Raw genomic sequence first — 24725 nt, forward strand, 5'->3', positions numbered from 1 at the left:
ATGCAACCCGCGTTTCGCATATTATTCTGGCGCTCATAATAATAATTCTCGTTTACGTTATCATTCACTTTTCCATCAGAGAAACATCATGGCGCTTTCCAATACTGCTCAGCCAATGAACACGTCGCTGCGTAAACTCGCGGTCGTCGTCGCCACAGCGGTTGCCGGCGTGTCCGCGTATGCTCATGCGGCAGAAACCCCGAAAAAAGAAGAAACTATCACGGTAACCGCAGCACCTGCGGCACAGGAAAGTGCCTGGGGACCGGCACCCACGATTGCGGCTAAACGCACCGCCACCGCGACCAAGACCGATACCCCGATTGAGAAAACCCCGCAGTCTATTTCTGTCGTCACCCGTGAAGAGATGGACATGAAGCAGCCGGGGACGGTTAAACAGGCGCTGGCCTATACGCCGAGCGTGTTCGCAACACGCGGTGCTTCAACAACGTATGATGTTGTTTCTATTCGTGGGTTCACCACCTCCAGTACTGTGAATACCAACCAGTATCTGGACGGGATGAAGCTGCAGGGTGATAACTATTCTGAAGCGTCCATGGATCCGTATTTCCTTGAGCGCGTCGAGCTGCTGCGCGGCCCTACGTCCGTTTTGTACGGTAAAAGTCACCCGGGCGGCGTGGTCAGCATGGTCAGCAAGCGGCCAACCACCGAGCCACTGAAAGAAATTCAGTTCAAAATGGGTACCGATAACCTGTGGCAGACCGGGTTTGATTTCAGCGATGCGATTGATGATGACGGCGTGTGGTCATACCGTCTGACCGGTCTGGGGCGCAGCGAAAATGCGCAGCAGGAAATGGTTAAGTCCACCCGCTACGCCATTGCGCCTGCTTTCAGCTGGCGTCCTGACGATAAAACCGATTTTACTTTCCTGAGCAACTTCCAGAGCGATCCGGATGCAGGCTATTACGGCTGGCTGCCGCGGGAAGGTACCGTTGTGCCTTACTACGACGCCAACGGCAACGCGCACAAGCTGCCGACCGATTTCAACGAAGGTGACGAAGACAACAAGATCTCCCGTCGCCAGAAAATGGTGGGCTACAGCTTCTCCCATCAGTTTGATGACACCTTTACCGTGCGTCAAAACCTGCGCTACACCAAAATCAATACGCTTTACCGTTCCGTTTACGGTAACGGCTATATTGCACCGGCTCAGATCAGCCGCGCGTACGTGCGCTCTGATGAGGACCTCAACTCGTTCACGGTCGATACCCAGCTGCAGTCCAAATTTGCGACCGGTGCAGTGGATCATACTCTGTTAACGGGCGTCGATTACCTGCGCATGCGTAACGATATTGATGCAGATTACGGCAGCGCTGACCCTATCAGCATGACGAATCCGCAGCACAACAATGCCAATATCAACGTGAACTTCCCGTATGCCGTGCTCAATCGTCAGGAGCAAACGGGCCTGTACGCGCAGGATCAGGCTGAGTGGGATAAGTGGGTACTGACCCTGGGTGGACGCTATGATTTTGCCAAAACGTCCACACTGACGCGTTCCTCCGACACGACGGCTGAAATCAACGATCGGGCGTTCACCTGGCGCGGCGGGATCAACTACCTGTTTGATAACGGTATTACGCCGTACTTCAGCTATAGCGAATCCTTCGAGCCTATTTCCGGCGCAACCCAGGGCGGCAAACCGTTCGATCCGGCTCGCGGCAAGCAGTATGAAGCGGGCGTGAAGTATGTACCGAAAGATCTGCCTGTTGTGGTCACCGCTGCTGTGTATCAGCTGACCAAAAACAACAACCTGACGGCCGATCCTGCGAACCCGACCAGCGGCTTTAGCGTACAGGGCGGTGAAATTCGCTCTCGCGGTTTCGAACTGGAAGCGAAAGCGGCAGTGTCTGCCAACGTGAACGTGACGGCGTCCTATAGCTTTACTGATGCGGAATACACGCACGATACTTGGTATGAAGGCCGTCGTCCGGCGGAAGTGCCGCGTAACATGGCGTCTCTGTGGGCAGATTACACCTTCCACGAGACGGCGTTGAGCGGTCTGACGGTAGGGGCTGGCACCCGTTACATCGGTAACACCGTGTCCTACTACTCTGCCTCGTCGCCAAAAGCCTACCAGTCGTTCAACGTCGCGGGCTACGCACTGGCTGACGCGACCGTGAAATACGACCTGGCACGCTTTGGACTGCCGGGCTCGTCTGTCGGCGTCAACGTGAACAACATCTTCGATCGTGAATACGTCTCCAGCTGCTACAGCGAATATGCATGCTACTGGGGCGCAGGACGTCAGGTTGTTGCTACCGCGACCTTCCGCTTCTAATCTCTGTCCGGGCACGGTTCGCCGTGCCCTTTTTATTTAAGTTGGCTGATATGCAGGATAATCAAACGCAACCCGATACCACCTTCACGCTCAACCATCTCTCCTTTCGCGTACCCGGGCGCACCTTGCTGCATCCGCTCTCTTTGACGTTCCCCGCAGGTAAAGTCACTGGCCTGATTGGTCACAACGGTTCCGGTAAGTCCACGCTGCTCAAGATGCTGGGGCGCCATCAGCCGCCTTCAGAAGGCGATATTCTGCTGGATGACCAACCGCTGGAGAGCTGGAGCAGTAAAGCCTTTGCGCGCAAAGTGGCCTATCTGCCGCAGCAGCTGCCGCAGGCGGAAGGAATGACGGTGCGTGAGCTGGTGGCGATTGGGCGTTATCCGTGGCACGGGGCGCTTGGACGATTTGGCGTGGCCGACAGAGAGAAGGTGGAAGAGGCGATTGCGCTGGTCGGGCTAAAACCGCTGGCGCACCGTCTGGTGGATAGCCTGTCCGGAGGCGAACGTCAGCGCGCGTGGATTGCGATGCTGGTGGCGCAGGACAGCCGCTGCCTGCTGCTGGATGAACCGACCTCTGCGCTGGATATTGCGCATCAGGTCGACGTCCTGGCGCTGGTGCATCGCTTGAGCCAGCAGCGCGGTCTGACGGTCATTGCGGTTCTGCACGATATCAACATGGCCGCGCGTTATTGTGACTACCTCGTCGCGCTGCGCGGGGGCGAGATGATTGCCCAGGGTACACCCGCAGAGCTGATGCGCAGCGAAACGCTGGAACATATTTACGGTATTCCAATGGGTATTCTGCCTCACCCGGCCGGGGCTGCACCGGTGAGCTTTGTCTACTGATGCTCGATAACACACGCATTAGCCGCCGTCGCCTGCTGACGGCGATGGCGCTCTCACCGCTGCTGTTAAAAATGAATACGGCGCGTGCTGCCGCCGTCGATCCGCACCGCATTGTCGCTCTGGAGTGGCTGCCGGTCGAGCTGATGATGGCGCTCGGCGTCACGCCCTACGGCGTGGCGGACATTCCTAACTATAACCTCTGGGTGAACGAGCCGAAGCTGCCGGACTCGGTGATCGACATCGGCCTGCGGACGGAGCCAAACCTCGAGCTGCTCACCCAGATGAAACCCTCGTTCATGTTCTGGTCAGCGGGTTACGGTCCGTCAGAGGAGACCATGGCGCGCATCGCGCCCGGACGTGGATTCGCCTTCAGTGACGGTAAAAAACCGCTGGCCATGGCGAAAAACTCGGTTAACGAGATGGCGCGTTTCCTCAACCGCGAGGTCGAGGCCAAAAAACATCTCGACGAATTTGATACCCTGATTGACTCCCTGAAGCCCCGCTTTGCTCACCGGGGCGATCGTCCGCTGCTGATGGTGACGCTGCTGGATGCCCGCCATATGCTGGTTTTCGGTAAAAACTGCCTCTTCCAGGAAGTGCTCGACAGCTTCGGCATTCGTAATGCCTGGGAAGGGGAGATGACGTTCTGGGGCAGTACCGCCGTGGGTATCGATCGTCTCGCGGCGTTTCGCGACGTGGATGTACTGTGCTTCGATCACGGCAACGAGCGCGCCATGCAGACCCTGATGGCTACGCCGCTCTGGCAGGCGATGCCGTTTGTGCGTGAGCAGCGCTTCCAGCGCGCCCCGGCGGTCTGGTTCTACGGCGCGACGCTGTCGGCCATGCATTTTGCCCGCGTGCTGGATAACGCGCTGGGAGGTAAAGCATGAGTACGCGTATCGCCCGCTTCCCGGCGCTGCTGCTATCCCTGCTTTTTCTGGTTGCGCTGGTATTAACCGGGTTCAACCTCTCGACGGCGTTACCCCGCACGCAGTGGGGGGCCGCGCTGGCCTCGCCGGATATCGATAATATTCAGCAGATGCTGTTCCACTACAGCCTGCTGCCGCGTCTGGCGATCTCCCTGTTAGTCGGCGCCGGTTTAGGGCTGGTGGGCGTGCTGTTCCAGCAGGTTTTGCGTAACCCGCTGGCAGAGCCAACCACGCTCGGCGTCGCGACCGGCGCACAGCTTGGGATCACCATTACCACGCTGTGGGCGCTGCCGGGTGCGTTAACCTCGCAGTTTGCGGCACTCGCGGGGGCGTGCGTAGTGGGTGCGCTGGTTTTTGGCGTGGCCTGGGGCAAGCGCCTTTCGCCGGTAACGCTTATCCTGGCCGGGCTGGTGGTGAGCCTCTACTGTGGGGCGATCAACCAACTGCTGGTACTGTTCCACCACGATCAACTGCAAAGCATGTTCCTGTGGAGCACCGGCACGCTGACCCAGACCGACTGGAGCGTGGTGCAGCGCCTGTGGCCGCAGCTGGCTGGCGGTGTTGTGCTGACGCTGCTGCTCCTGCGTCCTCTTACGCTGATGGGACTGGATGACGGCGTGGCGCGCAACCTGGGGCTGGCGCTGTCGCTGGCTCGCCTGGCGGCGCTGACGCTGGCAATTGTATTGAGCGCCCTGCTGGTGAACGCGGTCGGCATCATCGGGTTTATCGGCCTGTTTGCGCCGCTGCTGGCGAAAATGCTTGGGGCGCGTCGTTTACTGACGCGTCTGATGCTGGCGCCGCTGATTGGGGCGCTGATCCTCTGGCTTTCCGATCAGCTTATTCTCTGGCTGGCGCAGGTCTGGCGGGAAGTCTCCACCGGCTCTGTGACCGCGCTTATCGGGGCGCCGCTGCTGCTGTGGCTGCTCCCGCGGCTGCGCAGCATGAGTGCACCGGCGATGGACGCGGGCGATAAAGTCTGCGCTGAACGTCGGTCGGTGCTGTGGTTTAGCCTTGCCGGTCTGGCGGTGCTGATTATCGCTTCGTTCGCGGCGCTCTCATTTGGACGCGATGCCGCGGGCTGGCACTGGGCAACGGGTGATTTGCTCAATGAACTGCTACAGTGGCGCTGGCCGCGTATCGTCGCTGCGCTGATCGCCGGGGTGATGCTGGCGGTGGCGGGGTGCATCATTCAGCGTCTGACCGGCAACCCGATGGCGAGCCCGGAAGTGCTTGGGATCAGCTCTGGCGCCGCCTTTGGCGTGGTGCTGATGCTCTTCTTTGTGCCGGGCAATGCGTTTGGCTGGCTGATGCCTGCCGGCAGTATCGGCGCGGCAGCCACGCTGATGATTATCCTGATAGCCGCCGGTCGCGGCGGGTTTTCGCCGCACCGCATGCTGCTGGCCGGGATGGCGCTCAGCACCGCGTTTACGATGCTGCTGATGATGCTGCAGGCAAGCGGCGATCCGCGTATGGCGAAGATACTGACCTGGATTTCCGGCTCGACCTACAACGCCACCGGCAGCCAGGTGGTCTGGTCCGGGATGGTGATGCTCGTGCTGCTGGCGATGGTGCCGTTGTGCCGCCGCTGGATGACCATTCTGCCGCTCGGCGGCGAAACCGCACGTGCGGTGGGAATGGCGCTGACCCCAGCGCGTGTCGCGCTGCTGCTGCTGGCGGCGTGCCTGACGGCGACGGCAACCCTGACGATTGGACCGCTGAGTTTTGTGGGGTTAATGGCGCCGCACATTGCCAGAATGATGGGCTTCCGCAGGACGATGCCGCATATCGTCATGTCGGCCCTGACGGGTGGGGTGATGCTGGTGTTCGCGGACTGGTGCGGAAGAATGGTGCTGTTCCCGTATCAGATCCCGGCGGGCCTGCTGTCGACCTTTATCGGTGCGCCGTACTTTATTTATCTGTTGAGAAAGCAGAGTCGGTAGTCAGGTGCGGCCTGATGCCCTCACCCCAGCCCTCTCCCACAGGGAGAGGGAGAACATCGTAGGCCGGGTAAGCGTTAGCGTCACCCGGCAATGACCTTAGAGCTTCGCAAACACCTTACGCGCCGCGTCGATGGTGTTATTGATATCTTCTTCGCTGTGCGCCACGGACATAAAGCCCGCTTCGAACGCGGACGGTGCCAGGTACACGCCTTCTTCCAGCATCAGGTGGAAGAAGCGCTTGAAGCGCTCAACGTCGCACTTCACCACGTCCTGATAGCAGGTCACGGTTTTCGCATCGGTGAAGAAGATCCCGAACATGCCGCCCACGTGGTTAACGACCAGCGGAATACCGGCTTCCTCTGCCGCTTCAAGCAGCCCGCTTGCCAGCTGCGTCGTCAGGTCGGTCAGGGTTTCGTGAATGCCTGGCTGGGCCACTTCGGTCAGGCAGGCAAAGCCCGCGGCCATGGCGATGGGGTTACCCGAGAGCGTTCCCGCCTGGTAAACCGGGCCGGTTGGCGCCAGGGCTTCCATCACGTCCTTACGACCACCGAATGCGCCGACCGGCATGCCGCCGCCGATGATTTTACCGAGGCAGGTCAGGTCCGGCTCAACGCCGTAGTAAGACTGGGCACCCGCCAGCGCTACGCGGAAGCCGGTCATGACTTCATCGATGATCAGCAGCGCGCCGAACTCGTCGCACAGGGCGCGCAGGCCCGGCAGGAACTCAGGCTGCGGTGGGATGCAGTTCATGTTGCCTGCAACCGGCTCAACGATGATGCAGGCGATCTCCTGCGGATACTGCTCGAACGCCGCGCGAACGGTGTCCAGATCGTTGTAGGTGCAGGTCAGGGTGTGCTTCGCGAAATCTGCTGGTACGCCAGGTGAGTTTGGCTGGCCGAGCGTCAGCGCGCCGGAACCGGCTTTCACCAGCAGGCAGTCCGCATGGCCGTGGTAGCAGCCTTCGAATTTGATGATTTTATCGCGACCGGTAAAACCGCGCGCCAGGCGGATGGCGCTCATGGTGGCTTCGGTACCGGAGTTCACCATACGCACCATGTCCATGGTAGGCACCAGTTCGGTCACCAGCTCTGCCATTTTCACTTCCATTTCGGTTGGCGCGCCGAAACTCAGGCCGCGCTGAGCGGCTTCAATCACCGCATTACGAATGGCCGGGTGGTTGTGCCCCAGCACCATCGGGCCCCAGGAGCCGACATAATCGATATAGGCTTTGCCATCGACATCATACAGATACGCGCCGTCAGCACGTTCGATAAACAGCGGCGTACCGCCCACGCCGGTGAAGGCGCGCACAGGTGAGTTCACGCCACCCGGAATAAGCTCGCGGGCTGCACTGTAGAGGTTTTCAGACTTGCTCATGGCGTCGTTCCTGGTTCGTATAAAATGATTAAGCCCACTATTCTAAGTGATTCGGGGAAGGTTATGAAATTTTTAGCCGGGTAATGCTTTAAGATTTGTTAAGTAATTTTCAGGAGACGGTGGGGCAGTCTCTGGTAAAATCCTCGAGGCTTTTTGTATGACGAATAAGAACAGGACATGAAATCAGATTCTCCGTCTTTTGAAGAACAACAGTTTACGCGCGCCCGGCACAGGGTCAGTATTCGGCGGCTGCTCAATCGCGATAAAACGCCGCTGGCGATCCTGCTGGCCGCTGCCGTGGTGGGGACTCTCGCGGGGCTGATTGGCGTGGCGTTTGAAAAAGCGGTTAATGCTGTACTCAACTGGCGAGTGGGCACCGTGGCCGGTTTCGCCGATAGCGAATGGCTGGTCTGGGTTTGGGCATTCGGGCTGTCTGCGCTGTTTGCCATGGTGGGGTATTTTCTGGTGCGTAAATTCGCGCCGGAGGCGGGCGGGTCGGGCATCCCGGAAATTGAAGGTGCGCTGGAGGAGCTGCGTCCGGTGCGCTGGTGGCGGGTGATTCCGGTTAAATTCATCGGCGGCATGGGTACGCTGGGCGCAGGCATGGTACTTGGCCGGGAAGGGCCCACGGTACAGCTGGGGGGGAACGTCGGCCGCATGGTGGGCGATCTGTTTCGGATGCGCAGCGCCGAAGCGCGCCATACGCTGCTGGCTACCGGTGCGGCGGCGGGGTTGTCGGCGGCGTTTAACGCGCCGCTGGCTGGCATTTTGTTCATTATCGAAGAGATGCGCGCGCAGTTTCGCTACAACCTGATCTCCATTAAAGCGGTGTTTACCGGCGTCATTATGTCGAGCATCGTCTTTCGCCTCTTTAACGGCGAAGGGGCGGTCATTGAGGTGGGTAAACTGACCAACGCACCGGTCAACACTCTGTGGCTTTACCTGATCCTCGGCATGATTTTTGGCGTGGTGGGGCCGCTGTTTAACACCTTTATCCTGCGCGCTCAGGATATGTTCCAGCGCATTCACGGCGGGAACACCACGAAATGGGTGCTGATGGGCGGCCTGCTGGGTGGAATGTGTGGCGTGCTCGGGTTTATCGAACCGAATGCCGCAGGCGGCGGGTTCGGGCTGATCCCCATTGCGGCGGCGGGGAATTTCAGCGTGGGTCTGCTGCTGTTTATGTTTATCTCCCGCGTCATCACGACGGTGCTCTGTTTTTCCTCCGGCGCGCCCGGCGGGATATTTGCCCCGATGCTGGCGCTGGGGACCTTGCTGGGCACCGCGTTTGGTATGGCGGCTGAAGTGGGTTTTCCCGCCTATCATCTTGACGCCGGGACCTTTGCCATCGCCGGAATGGGAGCGCTGCTGGCCGCATCCCTGCGTGCGCCGTTGACCGGGATCGTGCTGGTGCTGGAGATGACGGACAATTACCAGCTCATTTTGCCAATGATCATTACCTGTCTCGGCGCGACACTATTAGCCCAGTTCCTGGGTGGAAAGCCGCTATACTCCACCATCCTTGCGCGTACTCTGGCAAAACAAGAGGCTGAACGGGCCGCAGTGCAGAATACTTGAATGAATTACCAGGGTATTAGATAATGACACAAAGAATTGGGTGAATTTTACCCAATCGCAGTAGCAGTATTCATGGGAGCATATGATGAGTGATGATGTAGCGTTGCCGCTGGAATTTACCGAAGCAGCAGCCAACAAAGTGAAAACCCTGATTGCAGACGAAGACAATCCGGATCTGAAACTGCGCGTCTATATTACCGGTGGCGGCTGCAGCGGCTTCCAGTATGGTTTTACCTTTGACGATCAGGTTAACGATGGCGATATGACTATTGAGAAACAGGGCGTCGCGCTGGTGGTTGACCCGATGAGCCTGCAATATCTGGTGGGCGGTTCGGTGGATTACACCGAAGGTCTAGAAGGTTCGCGCTTTGTGGTGACCAACCCGAACGCAACAAGCACCTGCGGGTGTGGTTCTTCGTTCAGTATTTAAGAGGGTGCGGGCTGTTGCCCTCACCCCGGCCCTCTCCCACAGGGAGAGGGAGAAAAGACTAAAAACGGTAACCGTCAGGTTACCGTTTTGCTTTTACCGGTCATCCAGCGCAAACGTCGGCAGCTTCAGGTGCCAGCGTATCGCCGCTAAACGTATCACCAGCGTCACGACCATCCCCAGCATCGCGGCGTTTTCCAGCGGAAGTGCAAACGTGTAGTACGCGGTCGCGTGGACAATGCCCCCCGCGATACAGGCCGTCGCGTAAATTTCAGTACGCAGGATCATCGGTACTTCACGCGCCAGAATGTCGCGAATGATCCCACCGCCCACGCCGGTTAATACGCCCATACAGATTGCCACCATTGGACCAGTACCCGCATTAAACGCCTTATTGACGCCAATACCGACAAACACGGCCAGACCGACGGCATCCAGTACCGGCAATATCCATTTGGGTAATCTGCGGGGCTGGCGAACCAGCACAATGGTTAACAGACAGGTGACCATCGCGACCACCAGATCGGTAGGATCTTTCACCCAAAACACCGGGCCATTCGCCAGCGCCATATCGCGGATAGTCCCGCCGCCGACGGCGGTCACGACCCCAAGCACCAGCACGCCAAACGGATCCATGCGTAGTTTTCCGGCGAGCAGGACGCCGGAGATAGCAAAAACGGCTGTGCCAAGAATATCCAGCCAATAAACGAGCATCGTTAAATCCTCGAAAAGGGTCTTATGTTAGTGACTCTCTGCCAGCGCGGCACAGAGCTGTTTTGCGGCGAGGATAATACGCGGGCTGGCGCGTTCAAACCAGTCGCTGTTAAGGGGAATTACCGGTATTTTTAGCTGCCGTTGCCAGAATTGTTCAATTTTGGGAATTTCGCTCGCATTTCCGACCACGACGATAGCCTGCGGCTGGCGCGCCAGGACCTGTTCACGGCTAACCTGGGGCCACGGCACCCGGCTGGCTGCAAAGATGTTTTCACCGCCACAGACTTCCAGCACCTGGTTCTGAATCGACCCTTTTCCGGTGGTGAACAGCGGTTGGCTGCCAAACTGCAGGAAGATGCGCTTTTTAACAGGGGTATCGTATCGGGATTTCAGCGCGGCATAGTCGCTCAGCATCTGTTTCGCCGCCGCCTCGGCTTTTTTGGGCGTAGGGCTATAGGGTGCCAGGGCGCGTAGCGCCTGAGCGACTTGCTCAATGCTGACGGCATCAATCCACATCACTTTTATGCCAAGTGAGGTGAGCTGGTTGACCTGCCGCTCGGCGTTACCGCCGCGCCAGGCCAGCACGAGATCCGGTTTAAGCGCCACGATGCGCTCAAGGTTCATCCCTTGCCAGGTGGCGACTTGTTCAATTCCCGCGGCCTGCGGCGGATAATCCGAATAGCTACTCACGCCAACGGGCGTGATCCCGGCGGCAAACGCCAGTTCCGTATTTGCGGGAGAGAGTGTAATCACGCGCGGTACAGCATAGAGCCACAGCGGTGCGAGAAGAAGCAGGGCGGCCAGCGCCCTGACGGTATGTTTAGCCACGTGCCAGATTCTGCACCAGGCGTTCCACCATCACGGTGGACTGTTTTGCCGCAACGGTGAGGAACTCGTCGAAGCTGATGTGGGACTGCTGGTCTGCCACGTCAGAGATGGCGCGAACCACCACGAACGGTACGCTGAAGTTATGGCAAACGTGCGCAATCGCGGTCGCTTCCATCTCAACGGCAACCGCCTGAGGGAAGTTATGACGGATTTTCGCCAGCCCAACGGAGCCGTTGATAAACGCATCACCGCTGACAATCAGACCGCGTACCGCGTTGAGGTTGAGTTCTGCGATGCAGGTCTCCGCCGCCGCAATCAGTTTGTCGTCAGCTTTAAAAGCAGCAGGGCAGCCCGGGAGCTGACCGTACTCGTAACCGAACGCGGTGACGTCAGCATCGTGGTAACGCGCTTCGTCGGAGACAACGATATCACCCACCTTCAGCGTCGGCGCCAGGCCGCCCGCAGAGCCGGTATTCACGATCACATCCGGCTTGCAGCGCTCAAGCAGCAGGGTTGCACCCAGCGCAGCTGCCACTTTACCGATGCCTGATTTCAGCAGAGCCACGTCAACACCGTTCAGCTGGCCGGTGTAGATCTCACAACCACCAAGAGAGAGGGTCTGACGGTTCTCAATTTTGTCACGCAGCAGCGTAACTTCTTCTTCCATTGCACCAATAATGCCGATTTTCATAGATTTACTCGCGATGTGCCTTGTTAAGATGCATAGTCTATCATGCGGTTAAGGGGAAACGCATTCTCACGCGGGGGAGCACATGGCACCAATCGATTTTCGCACCAAAATTAACTGGCACCGACGTTTCCGTTCGCCGCAGGGCGACAAGAGCGAACATGAGATCCTGCGTATCTTCGAAAGCGATCGCGGGCGGATCATTAACTCGCCAGCCATCCGCCGTCTGCAGCAAAAGACCCAGGTCTTTCCGCTTGAGCGTAACGCCGCGGTGCGCACGCGCTTAACCCACTCCATGGAGGTGCAGCAGGTCGGGCGCTACATTGCCAAAGAGATTTTGAGCCGCCTCAAAGAGCAGCGCTTACTGGAAACCTATGGTCTGGACGAGCTGACGGGGCCTTTTGAGAGCATCGTTGAGATGGCCTGCCTGATGCATGACATCGGCAACCCGCCTTTCGGCCACTTTGGTGAGGCGGCGATCAATGACTGGTTTAAACAACGGCTTTACCCTTCGGATGCGGTAAGCCAGCCGCTGAGCGACGACCGCTGTATCGTACGCGATTTACGCCTGCGTGAAGGCGAAGAGGGGCTGAACGATCTGCGACGCAAAGTGCGCCAGGATTTGTGTCACTTTGAGGGCAACGCGCAGGGGATCCGGCTGGTCCACTCCCTGATGCGCATGAACCTGACCTGGGCACAGGTCGGCTGCATTCTGAAATATACCCGCCCCGCGTGGTGGATGGGAGATACGCCCGCGTCCCACAGCTATTTAATGAAAAAACCGGGCTATTACCTTTCCGAAGAGGCCTATATTGAACGGCTACGTAAAGAACTTTCATTGACGCCAAACGGCCGCTTTCCATTGACCTGGATTATGGAAGCCGCCGATGATATTTCCTATTGCGTGGCCGATCTGGAAGATGCCGTTGAGAAAAGAATCTTCAGCGTTGAGGAGCTTTATCAGCATCTTTATGCGACCTGGGGTACCCATGAAAAAGGCTCGCTGTTTGCGCAGGTTGTCGAAAATGCCTGGGAAAAATCGCGCTCAAATACATTAAGCCGTAGTACAGAAGACCAGTTCTTTATGTATTTGCGGGTCAATACATTAAATAAACTGGTGCCGTATGCGGCGTCGCGCTTTATTGATAATTTACCGCTTATCTTCAGCGGGGAATTCAACCACGCGCTGCTGGAAGATGACAGCAGTTTCAGTCAACTCCTTGAGCTTTATAAACATGTGGCGATGCGGCATGTATTTAGCCATCCGGATGTCGAGCAGTTAGAGCTGCAGGGTTATCGGGTAATCAGTGGGTTACTGGAAATTTATTCCCCGTTGCTCCAGCTGTCGGTCGACGAGTTCAGCGAGCTGGTGGAACACGAGCGCGTGCGCAGAATACCTATCGAATCGCGGCTTTATCAGAAACTCTCTACCCGGCATCGTCTGGCGTATGTCGAAGCGATTGGCAAGCTGGATCGCCACTCTTCCCAATGGCCGGTGATGGAATATTATTATCGCAGCCGTCTAATCCAGGACTATATCAGCGGCATGACCGATTTGTATGCCTGGGATGAATACCGCAAGCTGATGGCGGTGGAATAACGCCGGAGTTTTGTAAAGACGGCCAATAAATTTTTACCTTTTCCATAAACTTATCGCCGGAACTAAGCGGTATAAAACGAATCTGAGTTACACAGCAATTTTGCGTTACCTGTAAATCGAGATTGAGAAACATGAAAAAAACCACATTAGCAATGAGTGCACTGGCTCTGAGTTTAGGTTTAGCGCTGTCTCCTCTGACTGCTACTGCAGCCGAGACCGCGTCGTCGGCAGCAACCGCGCAGCAGATGCCAAGCCTGGCACCGATGCTCGAAAAAGTGATGCCATCGGTGGTGAGTATTAACGTTGAGGGCAGTACGACCGTCAATACGCCGCGTATGCCGCGTAACTTCCAGCAGTTCTTCGGTGACAACTCACCGTTCTGCCAGGACGGTTCGCCATTCCAGAGCTCTCCGTTCTGTCAGGGCGGTGGTGCCGGGGATGACAGCCAGGGCGGCGGCCAGCAGCAGAAATTCATGGCGCTTGGCTCGGGGGTAATCATTGATGCAGCGAAAGGCTATGTCGTCACAAACAACCACGTTGTTGATAACGCGAACAGCATTAAGGTTCAGCTGAGCGATGGCCGTAAGTTCGACGCCAAAGTGGTGGGTAAAGACCCGCGCTCCGATATCGCGCTGATCCAGATCCAGGATCCGAAAAACCTGACGGCGATTAAAATTGCCGACTCCGACGCGCTGCGCGTGGGCGACTATACCGTGGCGATCGGTAACCCGTTCGGCCTGGGTGAAACCGTGACCTCGGGTATCGTCTCTGCGCTGGGCCGTAGCGGCCTCAATGCCGAGAACTATGAAAACTTCATCCAGACGGATGCGGCGATCAACCGCGGTAACTCCGGCGGTGCGCTGGTGAACCTGAACGGTGAGCTGATCGGTATCAACACCGCGATCCTGGCACCGGACGGCGGCAACATTGGGATCGGCTTTGCTATCCCAAGTAACATGGTGAAAAACCTGACCGCGCAGATGGTGCAGTATGGCCAGGTGAAACGCGGCGAGCTGGGTATCCTCGGGACTGAGCTGAACTCCGAACTGGCTAAGGCGATGAAAGTTGACGCCCAGCGCGGGGCATTCGTCAGCCAGGTGATGCCGAACTCCTCCGCGGCGAAAGCGGGTATTAAAGCGGGTGATGTCATCACCTCCCTGAACGGTAAGCCGATCAGCAGCTTTGCCGCCCTGCGTGCCGAAGTGGGCTCTATGCCGATTGGCAGCAAAGTGACCCTGGGCCTGCTGCGCGACGGTAAGCCGGTTAACGTGAGCCTGGAGCTGCAGCAGAGCAGCCAGAATCAGGTGGATTCCAGCACGATCTTCAGCGGCATTGAAGGTGCCGAGATGAGCAATAAAGGCGCAGACAAAGGCGTGGTGGTGAACAACGTGAAAGCGAATTCACCGGCAGCCCGTATCGGCCTCAAAAAAGGCGATGTGATCATGGGCGCTAACCAGCAGCCGGTGAAAAATATCGCTGAACTGCGCAAGATCCTCGACAGCAAGCCTTCCGTGCTGGCGCTGAATATCCAGCGTGGTGATACTTCGCTTTATCTGCTGATGCAGTAATCCTTTGAAGCCCCTGTTCGCAGGGGCTTTTTCGTTTCTGTGATTCTTGCCACAACTCCATACATCTCCCTTTCTCTTTGTGCATTCGCACAATGCAGCCGTCGCTGAACTTCCCTATGCTTGAGCTCTGCTCACGGGAGGGTTCTATGGCTGGCTGGCATCTTGATACCAAAATGGCGCAGGATATCGTGGCGCGCACCATGCGCATCATTGATACCAATATCAACGTGATGGATGCCCGCGGGCGCATTATTGGCAGCGGCGATCGCGAGCGTATTGGGGAATTGCACGAAGGCGCGCTGCTGGTGCTTTCCCAGGGGCGGGTCGTGGATATCGATGATGCGGTAGCGAAACACCTGCACGGCGTCCGTCAGGGCATCAATTTACCGCTGCGTCTTGAAGGCGAGATTGTGGGGGTCATCGGCCTGACCGGCGAGCCCGAGTCACTGCGAAAATACGGTGAGCTGGTCTGTATGACGGCAGAGATGATGCTGGAGCAGTCGCGCCTGATGCACCTGCTTGCCCAGGACAGCCGCCTGCGTGAAGAGCTGGTGATGAACCTTATTCAGGCGGAAGAGCACACGCCCGCGCTCAGCGAATGGGCGCAGCGTCTGGGGATCGATCTGAACCAGCCGCGCGTGGTGGCGGTGATTGAGGTCGATAGCGGCCAGCTGGGCGTAGACAGCGCGATGGCCGAGCTGCAGCAGCTGCAAAATGCGCTGGCGACGCCGGAGCGCGACAACCTGGTGGCGATCGTTTCTCTGACGGAAATGGTGGTACTCAAACCGGCTCTCAATGCGTTCGGCCGCTGGGATGCGGAAGATCATCGTCGTCGCGTGGAGCTGCTGATCTCCCGGATGAAGGAGAATGGTCAGCTGCGTTTTCGCGTTGCGCTGGGCAACTACTTTACCGGGCCGGGCAGCATCGCCCGCTCCTGGCGTACCGCGCGCACCACCATGATGGTGGGCAAGCAGCGGATGCCGGAGAGCCGCAGTTATTTCTATCAGGATTTGATGCTGCCGGTGCTGCTCGACAGCCTGCGCGGGGGCTGGCAGGCCAATGAGCTGGCGCGACCATTAGCGCGTCTGAAAGCCATGGACAATAACGGTCTGCTGCGCCGGACGCTGCAGGCGTGGTTCCGTCATAACGTGCAGCCGCTGGCGACGTCAAAAGCGCTGTTTATTCACCGCAATACCCTGGAGTATCGGTTGAACCGAATTTCAGAGCTGACGGGGCTGGATCTGGGGAATTTCGACGACAGGCTGCTGCTGTATGTGGCGCTGCAGCTGGATGAACAGCGATAAGGGTTTCACCCTCTCCCTGTGGGAGAGGGCCGGGGTGAGGGCATCAGGCCGCACTCAACTTATTTGTTGCGGGTTAACTTCTCAAGATCCGCTTCAATCTCGCTGATCTTATTCGTTACAACGCTTTCAAGGTGACGCAGATCGTCAAGGATCTTACGCTTGAGATCGACTTCGGTGCGGTCGCGCTGGCAGATCTGATCGAGTTCATCGATCACATAGCGCAGGTTAGGGCTGATTTCCTGTACTTCTTTGTATCCCTGTCCTACACCGTCAGCAACAACGGTCTTACGCTGGCGTGGATATTTAAACTTCACGCTTTTGGCGAAAAATTCTCCTTTGTCCTTGTGAAAATAGATTTTCAGAATATCGTTATTGGCTTCCTGACGGAGGCTGTAACGATCAATTTCATCAGGATTGGTAATGCCCAGACTTTTCAGATTATCGTACATAGCGGTACCCTTGATCTCAACATAACCTTTGAATAATTAACGAAAAAATCTATTTTCGCCACTCTCAGATACAAAAAAAGCGGGGTTGCCCCCGCTTTTTGTTATACCCGATTAATCGATGGTGCGCAGCAACTCGTTGATGCCCACTTTACCGCGCGTTTTCGCATCCACTTTCTTCACGATAACCGCACAGTACAGGCTGTATTTACCATCTTTTGACGGCAGGTTGCCGGAAACCACCACGGAGCCCGCCGGAACGCGACCGTAGTGAACTTCGCCGGTTTCACGGTCATAAATACGGGTGCTCTGACCAATGTAAACGCCCATGGAGATCACGGAACCTTCTTCAACGATCACGCCTTCAACCACTTCAGAGCGCGCGCCGATGAAGCAGTTGTCTTCGATGATGGTCGGGTTAGCCTGCAGTGGCTCCAGAACACCACCGATGCCCACGCCGCCGGACAGGTGAACGTTTTTACCGATCTGCGCGCATGAGCCGACCGTCGCCCAGGTGTCAACCATGGTGCCTTCGTCAACGTAGGCACCGATGTTCACGTAGGATGGCATCAGCACGGTATTACGTGCGATGAAAGCGCCCTGACGCACTGCCGCAGGTGGCACCACGCGGAAGCCTTCTTTCTGGAAACGCGCTTCGTCGTAGTCAGCGAATTTCATAGGGACTTTATCGAAGTAGCGGCTTTCAGCTCCGTCGATAACCTGGTTATCGTTGATACGGAAAGAGAGCAGCACGGCTTTCTTCAGCCATTGATGAGTGACCCACTGACCGTCGATTTTTTCTGCCACGCGCAGCGCGCCGGAATCCAGCAGGGAAATCACCTGGTTTACCGCTTCACGGGTCACGGTATCCACATTTGCCGGGGTAATCTCGGCGCGACGCTCAAAAGCGGACTCAATAACGTTCTGTAACTGCTGCATTGTTTACTCTTTCCATTTCACTAAAAAACATATCACCCTTTATCGTTTGGATTGAGGGCTGCTGTCAACCGTTGTTGCACTTCAAGCTGCAGGTCATTATTAAGGGCACGCCGGTCCGCTGTCGCGATTATAAATAAATCTTCTACTCGCTCGCCAATCGTTGTAATTCGGGCGCCATGGAGCGAAATTCCCAGATCGGCAAAAACCTGGCCGACGCGGGCGAGCAGCCCCGGCTGGTCGAGCGCGATCAGCTCCAGGAACGATTTACGGTCGGTGTGGGTCGGCAGGAAATTGACCTCGGTATCGACGGTAAAGTGGCGCAATTTAGCCGGCTGGCGACGCGGCTGCGGGGGCTGCCAGCTGCGCTGGGTAATCGCCTGTTCCAGACCAAAACGTATCCCTTCATGCCTGTCCGACGACAGCGGGCTGCCGTCCGGCTCCAGCACGATAAAGGTGTCCATTGCCATGCCGTCGCGGGTGGTGAAAATCTGCGCGTCGTGAACGCTCAGGTTTCGCCTGTCCAGCTCGGCGCAGACCGCAGCAAACAGATAAGGTCGGTCCGGGCTCCAGATAAAAATCTCCGTTCCGCCTCGGGTAGCCTGAGGGCTCAGCAGAATCATTGGCTGGGACAGGTCGTGCTTCAGCAGGTGCCGCGCGTGCCACGCAAGCTGGTTTGGGCTGTGGCGGACAAAATAGTTGGCACGGCAGCGGGCCCATATCTGGTGTAGCGCCTCTTCATCAATGTTATCCATCCGCAGCAGCGCCAGCGCCTGCAGCTGGTGATGGCGCACGCGCTCGCGCATGTCCGGGGTGTTTTGCATCCCGCGACGCAGCTGTTTTTCGGTAGCGAAGTACAGCTCGCGCAGCAGGCTCTGCTTCCAGCTGTTCCACAGCGTTTCGTTGGTGGCGCAGATATCGGCCACCGTCAGGCAGACCAGATAGCGCAGACGGTTTTCCGTCTGAACCGCTTCCGCGAACTGCTTGATCACCTCAGGATCCTGAATGTCACGACGCTGCGCGGTAACCGACATCAGAAGATGATGGCGTACCAGCCAGGCCACCAGCTGCGTTTCACGTGAGTTCAGGCCGTGCAGCTCGGCAAATTTTAGTACGTCCTGTGCGCCCAGCACCGAATGATCGCCGCCGCGACCTTTGGCGATATCGTGGAACAGGGCAGCAATAAGGATCAGTTCCGGGTGGGTCAGGCGCGGCCATAGCTCCACGCACAGCGGATGGCGGGAGCGCGTCTCTTCTTTTGCAAAGCTTTCCAGCTTGAGCATCACGCGGATCGTGTGTTCATCCACCGTGTAGGCGTGGAACAGATCGAACTGCATCTGTCCGACAATGTGCGACCACTGCGGCATATAGGCCCACAGCACGCTGTGGCGGTGCATCGGCAGCAGCCCACGGCTGACGGCGCCCGGGTGGCGGAGCATGCTCAGGAACAGCGAGCGCGCTTCCGGGATATAGCACAGCGGCTCCGTCAGATGACGGCGCGCATGGCGCAGATGGCGCAGGGTGGTGGAGTAGATCCCGGTGATGGTGCTGTTGCGCACCATGGTATAGAACATCCGCAGAATCGCTTCCGGCTCGCGGATGAACAGCGTTTCGTCGCGCAGATCGATAAGCGTGCCGCGCAGCTGGAATTCGTCATCAATCGGGCGCGGTTTTTCGTCCGCCGTCAGTGCCAGAATGGCCTCGTCGAACAGCTGCAGCAGCATCTGGTTCAGCTCGGTCACCCGGCGGGTGACGCGGAAGAAATCCTTCATCATGTGCTCAACCGGCTCGTTGCCTTCGCCCTGATAATTCAGGCGCTGCGCCACGCTGAGCTGGCGGTCAAACAGCAGACGGTTATCGTAGCGGGTGACTTCCAGATGCAGGGCAAATCGAATACGCCACAGCAGGTGCAGGCACTCGTTCAGCTCGTTACGCTCTGCCTCGGTTAAGAAGCCGAAGCCGACCATCTCGTCCATCGAGGTGGCGCCAAAATGGCGGCGAGCGACCCACTGCAGGGTATGGATGTCGCGCAGGCCGCCGGGGCTACTTTTAATATCGGGTTCAAGGTTATAGCTGGTGCCGTGGTAGCGCTGGTGGCGCTGGTTTTGCTCCTCGACCTTCGCGGCGAAGAACTTTTCTGACGGCCAGAAGCCGTCGCTGAAGATGTGCTTTTGCAGCTCCAGAAACAGCGCGACGTCGCCAATCAGCAGGCGGGTTTCAATCAGGTTGGTGGCGACGGTCAAGTCCGATAACCCTTCCAGCAGACACTCTTCCAGGGTGCGCACGCTGTGGCCGACTTCCAGCTTCACGTCCCAGAGGAGCGTCAGCAGTTCGCCAATTTTTTGCGCCTGTTCGTCCGGCAGCTTTTTGCGGCTTAAGATCAGGAGATCGATATCGGAAAGCGGATGCAGCTCACCGCGGCCATAGCCCCCGACGGCAACCAGAGCAACATCACTGATTTGCCCAAACCCGTAATCGATCCACAGGCGCTGCAGAAGCTGGTCGATAAATTCGGTGCGCGCTTCAATGAGCTGCTCGGCCGACACGCCTGCGTCGAACGCGCTGCCCAGCCAGCGATGGAAAACATCCATATGGGCTTTAATATGCGCGCAGGTCAGCTCGTGCGACGGCCAGACGCCCGGGTTATCGGGCTGGTCGGGAAGGGTGGGAAGTGCTGTGTTAGCATACTGTTCGGGTAAAAGATTACTCATCGTGCGCCACCCATAAGAAAAAGCTATAGCCATTAAAAAAGCCGGCATTTGCCGGCTTTTTTATCATTCGTCGTGCGTCAGTATCGCCGGGATGGTGTCATCCTTGCGCAACGTCATAATTTCGCAGCCGTTGTCTGTTACCACAATAGTATGCTCGTACTGCGCAGACAAGCTTCTGTCTTTGGTTTTCACCGTCCAGCCGTCTTTCATGGTACGGATGCGGTAGTCACCCGCGTTGACCATCGGCTCAATGGTAAAGGTCATGCCTTTTTGCAGCACCACGCCGCCGTCATCTGCATCATAGTGCAGAACCTGCGGTTCTTCATGGAAGACGCGACCAATGCCGTGACCGCAGTACTCGCGCACCACGGAGAAACCTTCTGCTTCCACAAACTTCTGGATTGCCGCACCGATGGTACGCAGGCGAATACCCGGTTTAACCATTTTCAGCGCCAGGTAGAGGCTCTCTTGCGTCACTTTGCACAGACGCTCGCCAAGAATAGTCGGCTTGCCAACGATGAACATTTTTGAGGTGTCACCGTGGTACTCGTCTTTAATGACGGTCACGTCAATGTTGACGATGTCGCCATCTTTCAGCAGTTTTTCATCGTCAGGAATGCCGTGACATACCACTTCATTAATAGAGATGCAGACGGATTTCGGGAAACCGTGGTAGCCGAGGCAGGCGGAAACCGCGTGCTGCTCGTTCACGATATAGTCGTTACAGATACGGTCCAGTTCACCGGTGCTGACGCCCGGCTTCACGAACGGCTCGATCATTTCCAGCACTTCCGCGGCCAGACGACCGGCGACGCGCATCTTTTCAATTTCTTCAGGTGTCTTAATAGAGATAGCCATGTAATCTGTCCATCGGTGTCGATTTTTCGACAATACTAGTCTAAGTGTCGTCAATGGTATCAGTCAGGCACACCCTGTGCCAAATTGAGAATCATTAACAGCACACTCCGCCAACAACTGTTGGTTTCTGGTCGTGTTTTGTGGTATAAAGCGCGCCGGACTTCCGATCCATCTCAGATACACAGGCTGGACGGAAGCGACAAATCTCACTTTGTGTAACAACACACACGTATCGGCACATATTCCGGGGTGCCCTTTGGGGTCGGTAATATGGGATACGTGGAGGCATAACCCCAACTTTCAATATAGAGGTTTTAAACATGGCAACTGTTTCCATGCGCGACATGCTCAAGGCTGGTGTTCACTTTGGTCACCAGACCCGTTACTGGAACCCGAAAATGAAGCCTTTCATCTTCGGCGCGCGTAACAAAGTTCACATCATCAACCTTGAGAAAACTGTACCAATGTTCAACGAAGCCCTGGCTGAGCTGAACAAGATCTCTTCCCGTAAAGGTAAGATTCTGTTCGTTGGTACTAAGCGCGCTGCAAGCGAAGCTGTGAAAGATGCTGCTAACAGCTGCGACCAGTTCTTCGTGAACCATCGCTGGTTGGGCGGCATGCTGACCAACTGGAAAACTGTTCGTCAGTCCATCAAACGCCTGAAAGATCTGGAAACCCAGTCTCAGGACGGTACTTTCGACAAGCTGACTAAGAAAGAAGCGCTGATGCGCACTCGTGAACTGGACAAGCTGGAAAACAGCCTGGGCGGTATCAAAGATATGGGCGGCCTGCCAGACGCGCTGTTCGTAATCGATGCAGACCACGAGCACATCGCAATCAAAGAAGCTAACAACCTGGGTATCCCGGTATTCGCTATCGTTGATACCAACTCCGATCCGGACGGTGTTGACTTCGTTATCCCGGGTAACGACGACGCAATCCGTGCTGTTAGCCTGTACCTGAGCGCTGTAGCTGCTACCGTTCGTGAAGGCCGTTCCCAGGATCTGGCTTCTCAGGCGGAAGAAAGCTTCGTAGAAGCTGAATAATAAGGTTTTACCCCTTATTAGTACCGTGTATGAATAGGGGCCCATTACCGGCCCCTTTTTTCAATTTACACTGTTTGGCCCCCGGCCGGGCAGTTCACATCTCCCGAGGATTTAAGAATGGCTGAAATTACCGCATCCCTGGTAAAAGAGCTGCGCGAGCGTACTGGCGCAGGCATGATGGATTGCAAAAAAGCGCTGACTGAAGCGAACGGCGACATCGAGCTGGCAATCGAAAACATGCGTAAATCCGGTGCGATCAAAGCAGCTAAAAAAGCAGGCAACGTTGCTGCTGACGGCGTGATCATCACTAAAATCGACGGCACCTACGGCATCATTCTGGAAGTTAACTGCCAGACTGACTTCGTTGCTAAAGATGGTGGTTTCCAGGCATTTGCTAACAAAGTTCTGGACGCAGCTGTTGCTGGCAAAATCACTGACGTTGAAGTTCTGAAAGCACAGTTCGAAGAAGAACGTGTTGCGCTGGTTGCTAAAATCGGTGAGAACATCAACATCCGTCGCGTTGCTTCTCTGGAAGGCGACGTTCTGGGCTCTTACCAGCACGGTGCACGTATCGGTGTTCTGGTTGCGGCTAAAGGCGCTGACGAAGAGCTGGTTAAACAGCTGGCTATGCACATCGCTGCAAGCAAGCCAGAATTCGTTAAGCCAGAAGACGTGTCTGCTGAAGTGGTAGAGAAAGAGTACCAGGTTCAGCTGGACATCGCGATGCAGTCTGGTAAACCAAAAGAAATCGCAGAGAAAATGGTTGAAGGCCGCATGAAGAAATTCACCGGCGAAGTTTCTCTGACTGGCCAGCCATTCGTTATGGATCCAAGCAAGTCTGTTGCTCAGCTGCTGAAAGAGCACAACGCTGACGTAACTGGCTTCATCCGCTTCGAAGTGGGCGAAGGCATCGAGAAAGTTGAGACTGACTTCGCAGCAGAAGTTGCTGCAATGTCCAAGCAGTCTTAATGATTGAAAAGGAGCCGCCTGAGGGCGGCTTCTTTTTGTCACCCGTCACAGGAAATCAGACAGGCTCCAGTATCGCTGTGCTGATTTGCGGCATATCATGTCGCCAGAATTAACCCCCATCTTAATCGTTGACAGTCTCAGGAAAGAAACATGGCTACCAATGCAAAACCCGTGTACAAACGCATTCTGCTTAAGCTGAGTGGCGAAGCGCTGCAGGGATCGGAAGGCTTCGGTATTGACGCAAGCATCCTTGATCGCATGGCACAGGAAATCAAAGAACTGGTCGAACTGGGTATCCAGGTTGGCGTGGTCATTGGCGGTGGCAACCTTTTCCGTGGTGCTGGTCTGGCGAAAGCGGGGATGAACCGCGTAGTGGGTGACCACATGGGTATGCTGGCAACCGTGATGAATGGCCTGGCAATGCGTGATGCGCTCCATCGCGCCTATGTGAATGCCCGCCTGATGTCCGCGATTCCCCTGAATGGCGTTTGCGATAATTACAGCTGGGCAGAAGCTATCAGCCTGCTGCGCAATAACCGCGTGGTGATCCTCTCCGCCGGTACGGGTAACCCGTTCTTTACAACCGATTCCGCTGCCTGCCTGCGCGGTATCGAGATCGAAGCCGATGTGGTACTGAAAGCGACCAAAGTAGACGGCGTGTTTACTGCCGACCCGGCAAAAGATCCTTCTGCCACCATGTACGATCAGCTGAGCTACAGCGAAGTGCTGGATAAAGAGCTGAAAGTGATGGATCTTGCCGCCTTCACGCTGGCTCGCGACCACAAACTGCCGATCCGTGTCTTCAACATGAACAAGCCTGGCGCACTGCGTCGCGTGGTCATGGGTGAAAAAGAAGGCACTTTGATCACGGAATAATTTCCGTTGACGATAAATACAGGTAAGATTCCGCTTTATTTTGTAGTGGTATCTTACCCGGGCGCGCCTTTGGCGTTGTCATGAATTAAACGCGACTATACTTAGCACACCTGTAGCGCTGTGCTGGCGGATAGTCTGCCTGAGACAAGTTTTCAAGGATTCGTAACGTGATTAACGACATCAGAAAAGATGCTGAAGTACGCATGGAAAAATGCGTAGAAGCGTTCAAAACCCAAATCAGCAAAATCCGTACTGGCCGTGCTTCCCCAAGCCTGCTGGATGGCATCATCGTAGAATACTACGGTACGCCAACCCCTCTGCGTCAGCTGGCGAGCGTAACGGTAGAAGATACCCGTACGCTGAAAATCAACGTGTTCGATCGTTCTATGAGCCCGGCCGTTGAGAAAGCGATCATGGCCTCTGACCTCGGACTGAACCCAAGCTCTGCGGGTTCTGACATCCGCGTTCCACTGCCTCCACTGACGGAAGAGCGTCGTAAAGATCTGATCAAAGTGGTTCGTGGCGAAGCTGAGCAGGGTCGTGTATCCGTGCGTAACGTCCGTCGCGATGCGAACGATAAAGTAAAAGCGCTGCTGAAAGAAAAAGAGATCAGTGAAGATGACGATCGTCGTTCTCAGGACGACATTCAGAAAATGACCGACGCTGCCATCAAGAAAATTGATGCGGCGCTGGCAGATAAAGAAGCGGAACTGATGCAGTTCTGATTTCTGTCGTACACTGATAAACGCCGTTCAGAGGGACTTTGGGTCTTGCTGGCGGCGT

Annotated in this window: 21 protein-coding genes; 13 read left to right on the forward strand and 8 right to left on the reverse strand. The window is 56.5% G+C overall.

What is annotated here, in order from left to right:
- The first annotated feature begins 88 nt into the window (after positions 1 to 88).
- The 4 genes from fhuA to fhuB are packed head-to-tail and all read left to right on the forward strand — an operon-like array spanning position 89 to position 6016.
- Positions 89 to 2299, forward strand: a complete 2211-nt coding sequence (fhuA, locus tag ACMGG5_RS09780) for a ferrichrome porin FhuA (protein ID WP_048990251.1) — start codon at positions 89 to 91, stop codon at positions 2297 to 2299.
- 50 nt (positions 2300 to 2349) lie between these two features.
- Positions 2350 to 3147, forward strand: a complete 798-nt coding sequence (gene fhuC / locus ACMGG5_RS09785) for a Fe3+-hydroxamate ABC transporter ATP-binding protein FhuC (RefSeq protein ID WP_024907509.1) — start codon at positions 2350 to 2352, stop codon at positions 3145 to 3147.
- Positions 3147 to 4037, forward strand: a complete 891-nt coding sequence (gene fhuD / locus ACMGG5_RS09790; protein ID WP_157188625.1) for a Fe(3+)-hydroxamate ABC transporter substrate-binding protein FhuD — start codon at positions 3147 to 3149, stop codon at positions 4035 to 4037. Before fhuC ends, fhuD begins: the two co-directional genes overlap by 1 nt.
- Positions 4034 to 6016 (forward strand): Fe(3+)-hydroxamate ABC transporter permease FhuB, encoded by a 1983-nt coding sequence (gene fhuB / locus ACMGG5_RS09795; RefSeq protein ID WP_420277802.1) that lies wholly within the window; start codon positions 4034 to 4036, stop codon positions 6014 to 6016. Before fhuD ends, fhuB begins: the two co-directional genes overlap by 4 nt.
- Positions 6017 to 6112: 96 nt before the next feature.
- Here fhuB and hemL read toward each other — a convergent pair whose 3' ends face one another.
- Positions 6113 to 7393: a glutamate-1-semialdehyde 2,1-aminomutase gene (gene hemL / locus ACMGG5_RS09800; protein WP_157188627.1), complete on the reverse strand. Its 1281-nt coding sequence runs from the start codon at positions 7391 to 7393 to the stop codon at positions 6113 to 6115.
- Positions 7394 to 7570: 177 nt separating this feature from the next.
- On the opposite strand from hemL, the gene clcA reads away from it, so the two are divergent.
- Complete coding sequence (gene clcA, locus ACMGG5_RS09805) at positions 7571 to 8971, forward strand: H(+)/Cl(-) exchange transporter ClcA (RefSeq protein WP_267217238.1); 1401 nt, start codon at positions 7571 to 7573, stop codon at positions 8969 to 8971.
- 85 nt (positions 8972 to 9056) lie between these two features.
- Positions 9057 to 9401: an iron-sulfur cluster insertion protein ErpA gene (gene erpA / locus ACMGG5_RS09810; protein ID WP_013095643.1), complete on the forward strand. Its 345-nt coding sequence runs from the start codon at positions 9057 to 9059 to the stop codon at positions 9399 to 9401.
- Positions 9402 to 9494: 93 nt separating this feature from the next.
- Here erpA and ACMGG5_RS09815 read toward each other — a convergent pair whose 3' ends face one another.
- From ACMGG5_RS09815 to mtnN, 3 genes are read right to left on the reverse strand one after another with little or no spacing between them, the layout of a single operon-like run.
- Positions 9495 to 10112 (reverse strand): TRIC cation channel family protein, encoded by a 618-nt coding sequence (locus ACMGG5_RS09815; protein WP_024907514.1) that lies wholly within the window; start codon positions 10110 to 10112, stop codon positions 9495 to 9497.
- A gap of 27 nt (positions 10113 to 10139) precedes the next feature.
- A complete protein-coding gene (gene btuF, locus ACMGG5_RS09820; RefSeq protein ID WP_024907515.1) occupies positions 10140 to 10940 on the reverse strand; it encodes a vitamin B12 ABC transporter substrate-binding protein BtuF in 801 nt (266 codons plus the stop codon).
- Entirely contained in the window at positions 10933 to 11631 is a 699-nt protein-coding gene (gene mtnN / locus ACMGG5_RS09825) for a 5'-methylthioadenosine/S-adenosylhomocysteine nucleosidase (RefSeq protein ID WP_024907516.1), read from the reverse strand. Before mtnN ends, btuF begins: the two co-directional genes overlap by 8 nt.
- A gap of 82 nt (positions 11632 to 11713) precedes the next feature.
- Between mtnN and dgt the strand changes: the two genes are divergently transcribed.
- The 3 genes from dgt (at position 11714) to cdaR (ending at position 16100) form a co-directional block, all read left to right on the forward strand.
- Positions 11714 to 13228, forward strand: coding sequence for a dGTPase (dgt, locus tag ACMGG5_RS09830; RefSeq protein ID WP_420277803.1), 1515 nt, complete (start codon positions 11714 to 11716; stop codon positions 13226 to 13228).
- A gap of 131 nt (positions 13229 to 13359) precedes the next feature.
- Positions 13360 to 14796, forward strand: a complete 1437-nt coding sequence (gene degP, locus ACMGG5_RS09835) for a serine endoprotease DegP (protein WP_024907518.1) — start codon at positions 13360 to 13362, stop codon at positions 14794 to 14796.
- A gap of 146 nt (positions 14797 to 14942) precedes the next feature.
- Positions 14943 to 16100: a DNA-binding transcriptional regulator CdaR gene (cdaR, locus tag ACMGG5_RS09840; RefSeq protein WP_023334570.1), complete on the forward strand. Its 1158-nt coding sequence runs from the start codon at positions 14943 to 14945 to the stop codon at positions 16098 to 16100.
- A 59-nt stretch (positions 16101 to 16159) separates the two neighbouring features.
- On the opposite strand, the gene ACMGG5_RS09845 is transcribed toward cdaR, so the two are convergent.
- The 4 genes from ACMGG5_RS09845 to map all read right to left on the reverse strand — a co-directional run bounded on the left by ACMGG5_RS09845 (position 16160) and on the right by map (position 21051).
- Complete coding sequence (locus ACMGG5_RS09845; RefSeq protein ID WP_008501916.1) at positions 16160 to 16549, reverse strand: DUF3461 family protein; 390 nt, start codon at positions 16547 to 16549, stop codon at positions 16160 to 16162.
- A 111-nt stretch (positions 16550 to 16660) separates the two neighbouring features.
- Entirely contained in the window at positions 16661 to 17485 is an 825-nt protein-coding gene (dapD, locus tag ACMGG5_RS09850) for a 2,3,4,5-tetrahydropyridine-2,6-dicarboxylate N-succinyltransferase (protein ID WP_008501915.1), read from the reverse strand.
- 32 nt (positions 17486 to 17517) lie between these two features.
- A complete protein-coding gene (glnD, locus tag ACMGG5_RS09855; protein ID WP_024907520.1) occupies positions 17518 to 20193 on the reverse strand; it encodes a bifunctional uridylyltransferase/uridylyl-removing protein GlnD in 2676 nt (891 codons plus the stop codon).
- Positions 20194 to 20256: 63 nt separating this feature from the next.
- Positions 20257 to 21051, reverse strand: a complete 795-nt coding sequence (gene map, locus ACMGG5_RS09860) for a type I methionyl aminopeptidase (protein WP_023310454.1) — start codon at positions 21049 to 21051, stop codon at positions 20257 to 20259.
- Between the two features lie 320 nt (positions 21052 to 21371).
- Here map and rpsB point away from each other — a divergent pair, with 320 nt between their 5' ends.
- From rpsB to frr, 4 genes are all read left to right on the forward strand, one after another.
- Entirely contained in the window at positions 21372 to 22097 is a 726-nt protein-coding gene (gene rpsB / locus ACMGG5_RS09865) for a 30S ribosomal protein S2 (RefSeq protein ID WP_003856207.1), read from the forward strand.
- 117 nt (positions 22098 to 22214) lie between these two features.
- A complete protein-coding gene (tsf, locus tag ACMGG5_RS09870) occupies positions 22215 to 23066 on the forward strand; it encodes a translation elongation factor Ts (protein ID WP_014830708.1) in 852 nt (283 codons plus the stop codon).
- Positions 23067 to 23216: 150 nt separating this feature from the next.
- Positions 23217 to 23942 carry a UMP kinase gene (pyrH, locus tag ACMGG5_RS09875; RefSeq protein ID WP_008501910.1) on the forward strand — a complete coding sequence of 242 codons (726 nt, stop codon included), beginning with the start codon at positions 23217 to 23219 and terminating at the stop codon, positions 23940 to 23942.
- A 167-nt stretch (positions 23943 to 24109) separates the two neighbouring features.
- Complete coding sequence (frr, locus tag ACMGG5_RS09880; RefSeq protein ID WP_014882629.1) at positions 24110 to 24667, forward strand: ribosome recycling factor; 558 nt, start codon at positions 24110 to 24112, stop codon at positions 24665 to 24667.
- Positions 24668 to 24725: the final 58 nt, after the last annotated feature.

It is taken from the genome of Enterobacter sp. BNK-34 (assembly GCF_048684445.1).
GTDB lineage: Bacteria > Pseudomonadota > Gammaproteobacteria > Enterobacterales > Enterobacteriaceae > Enterobacter > Enterobacter pseudoroggenkampii.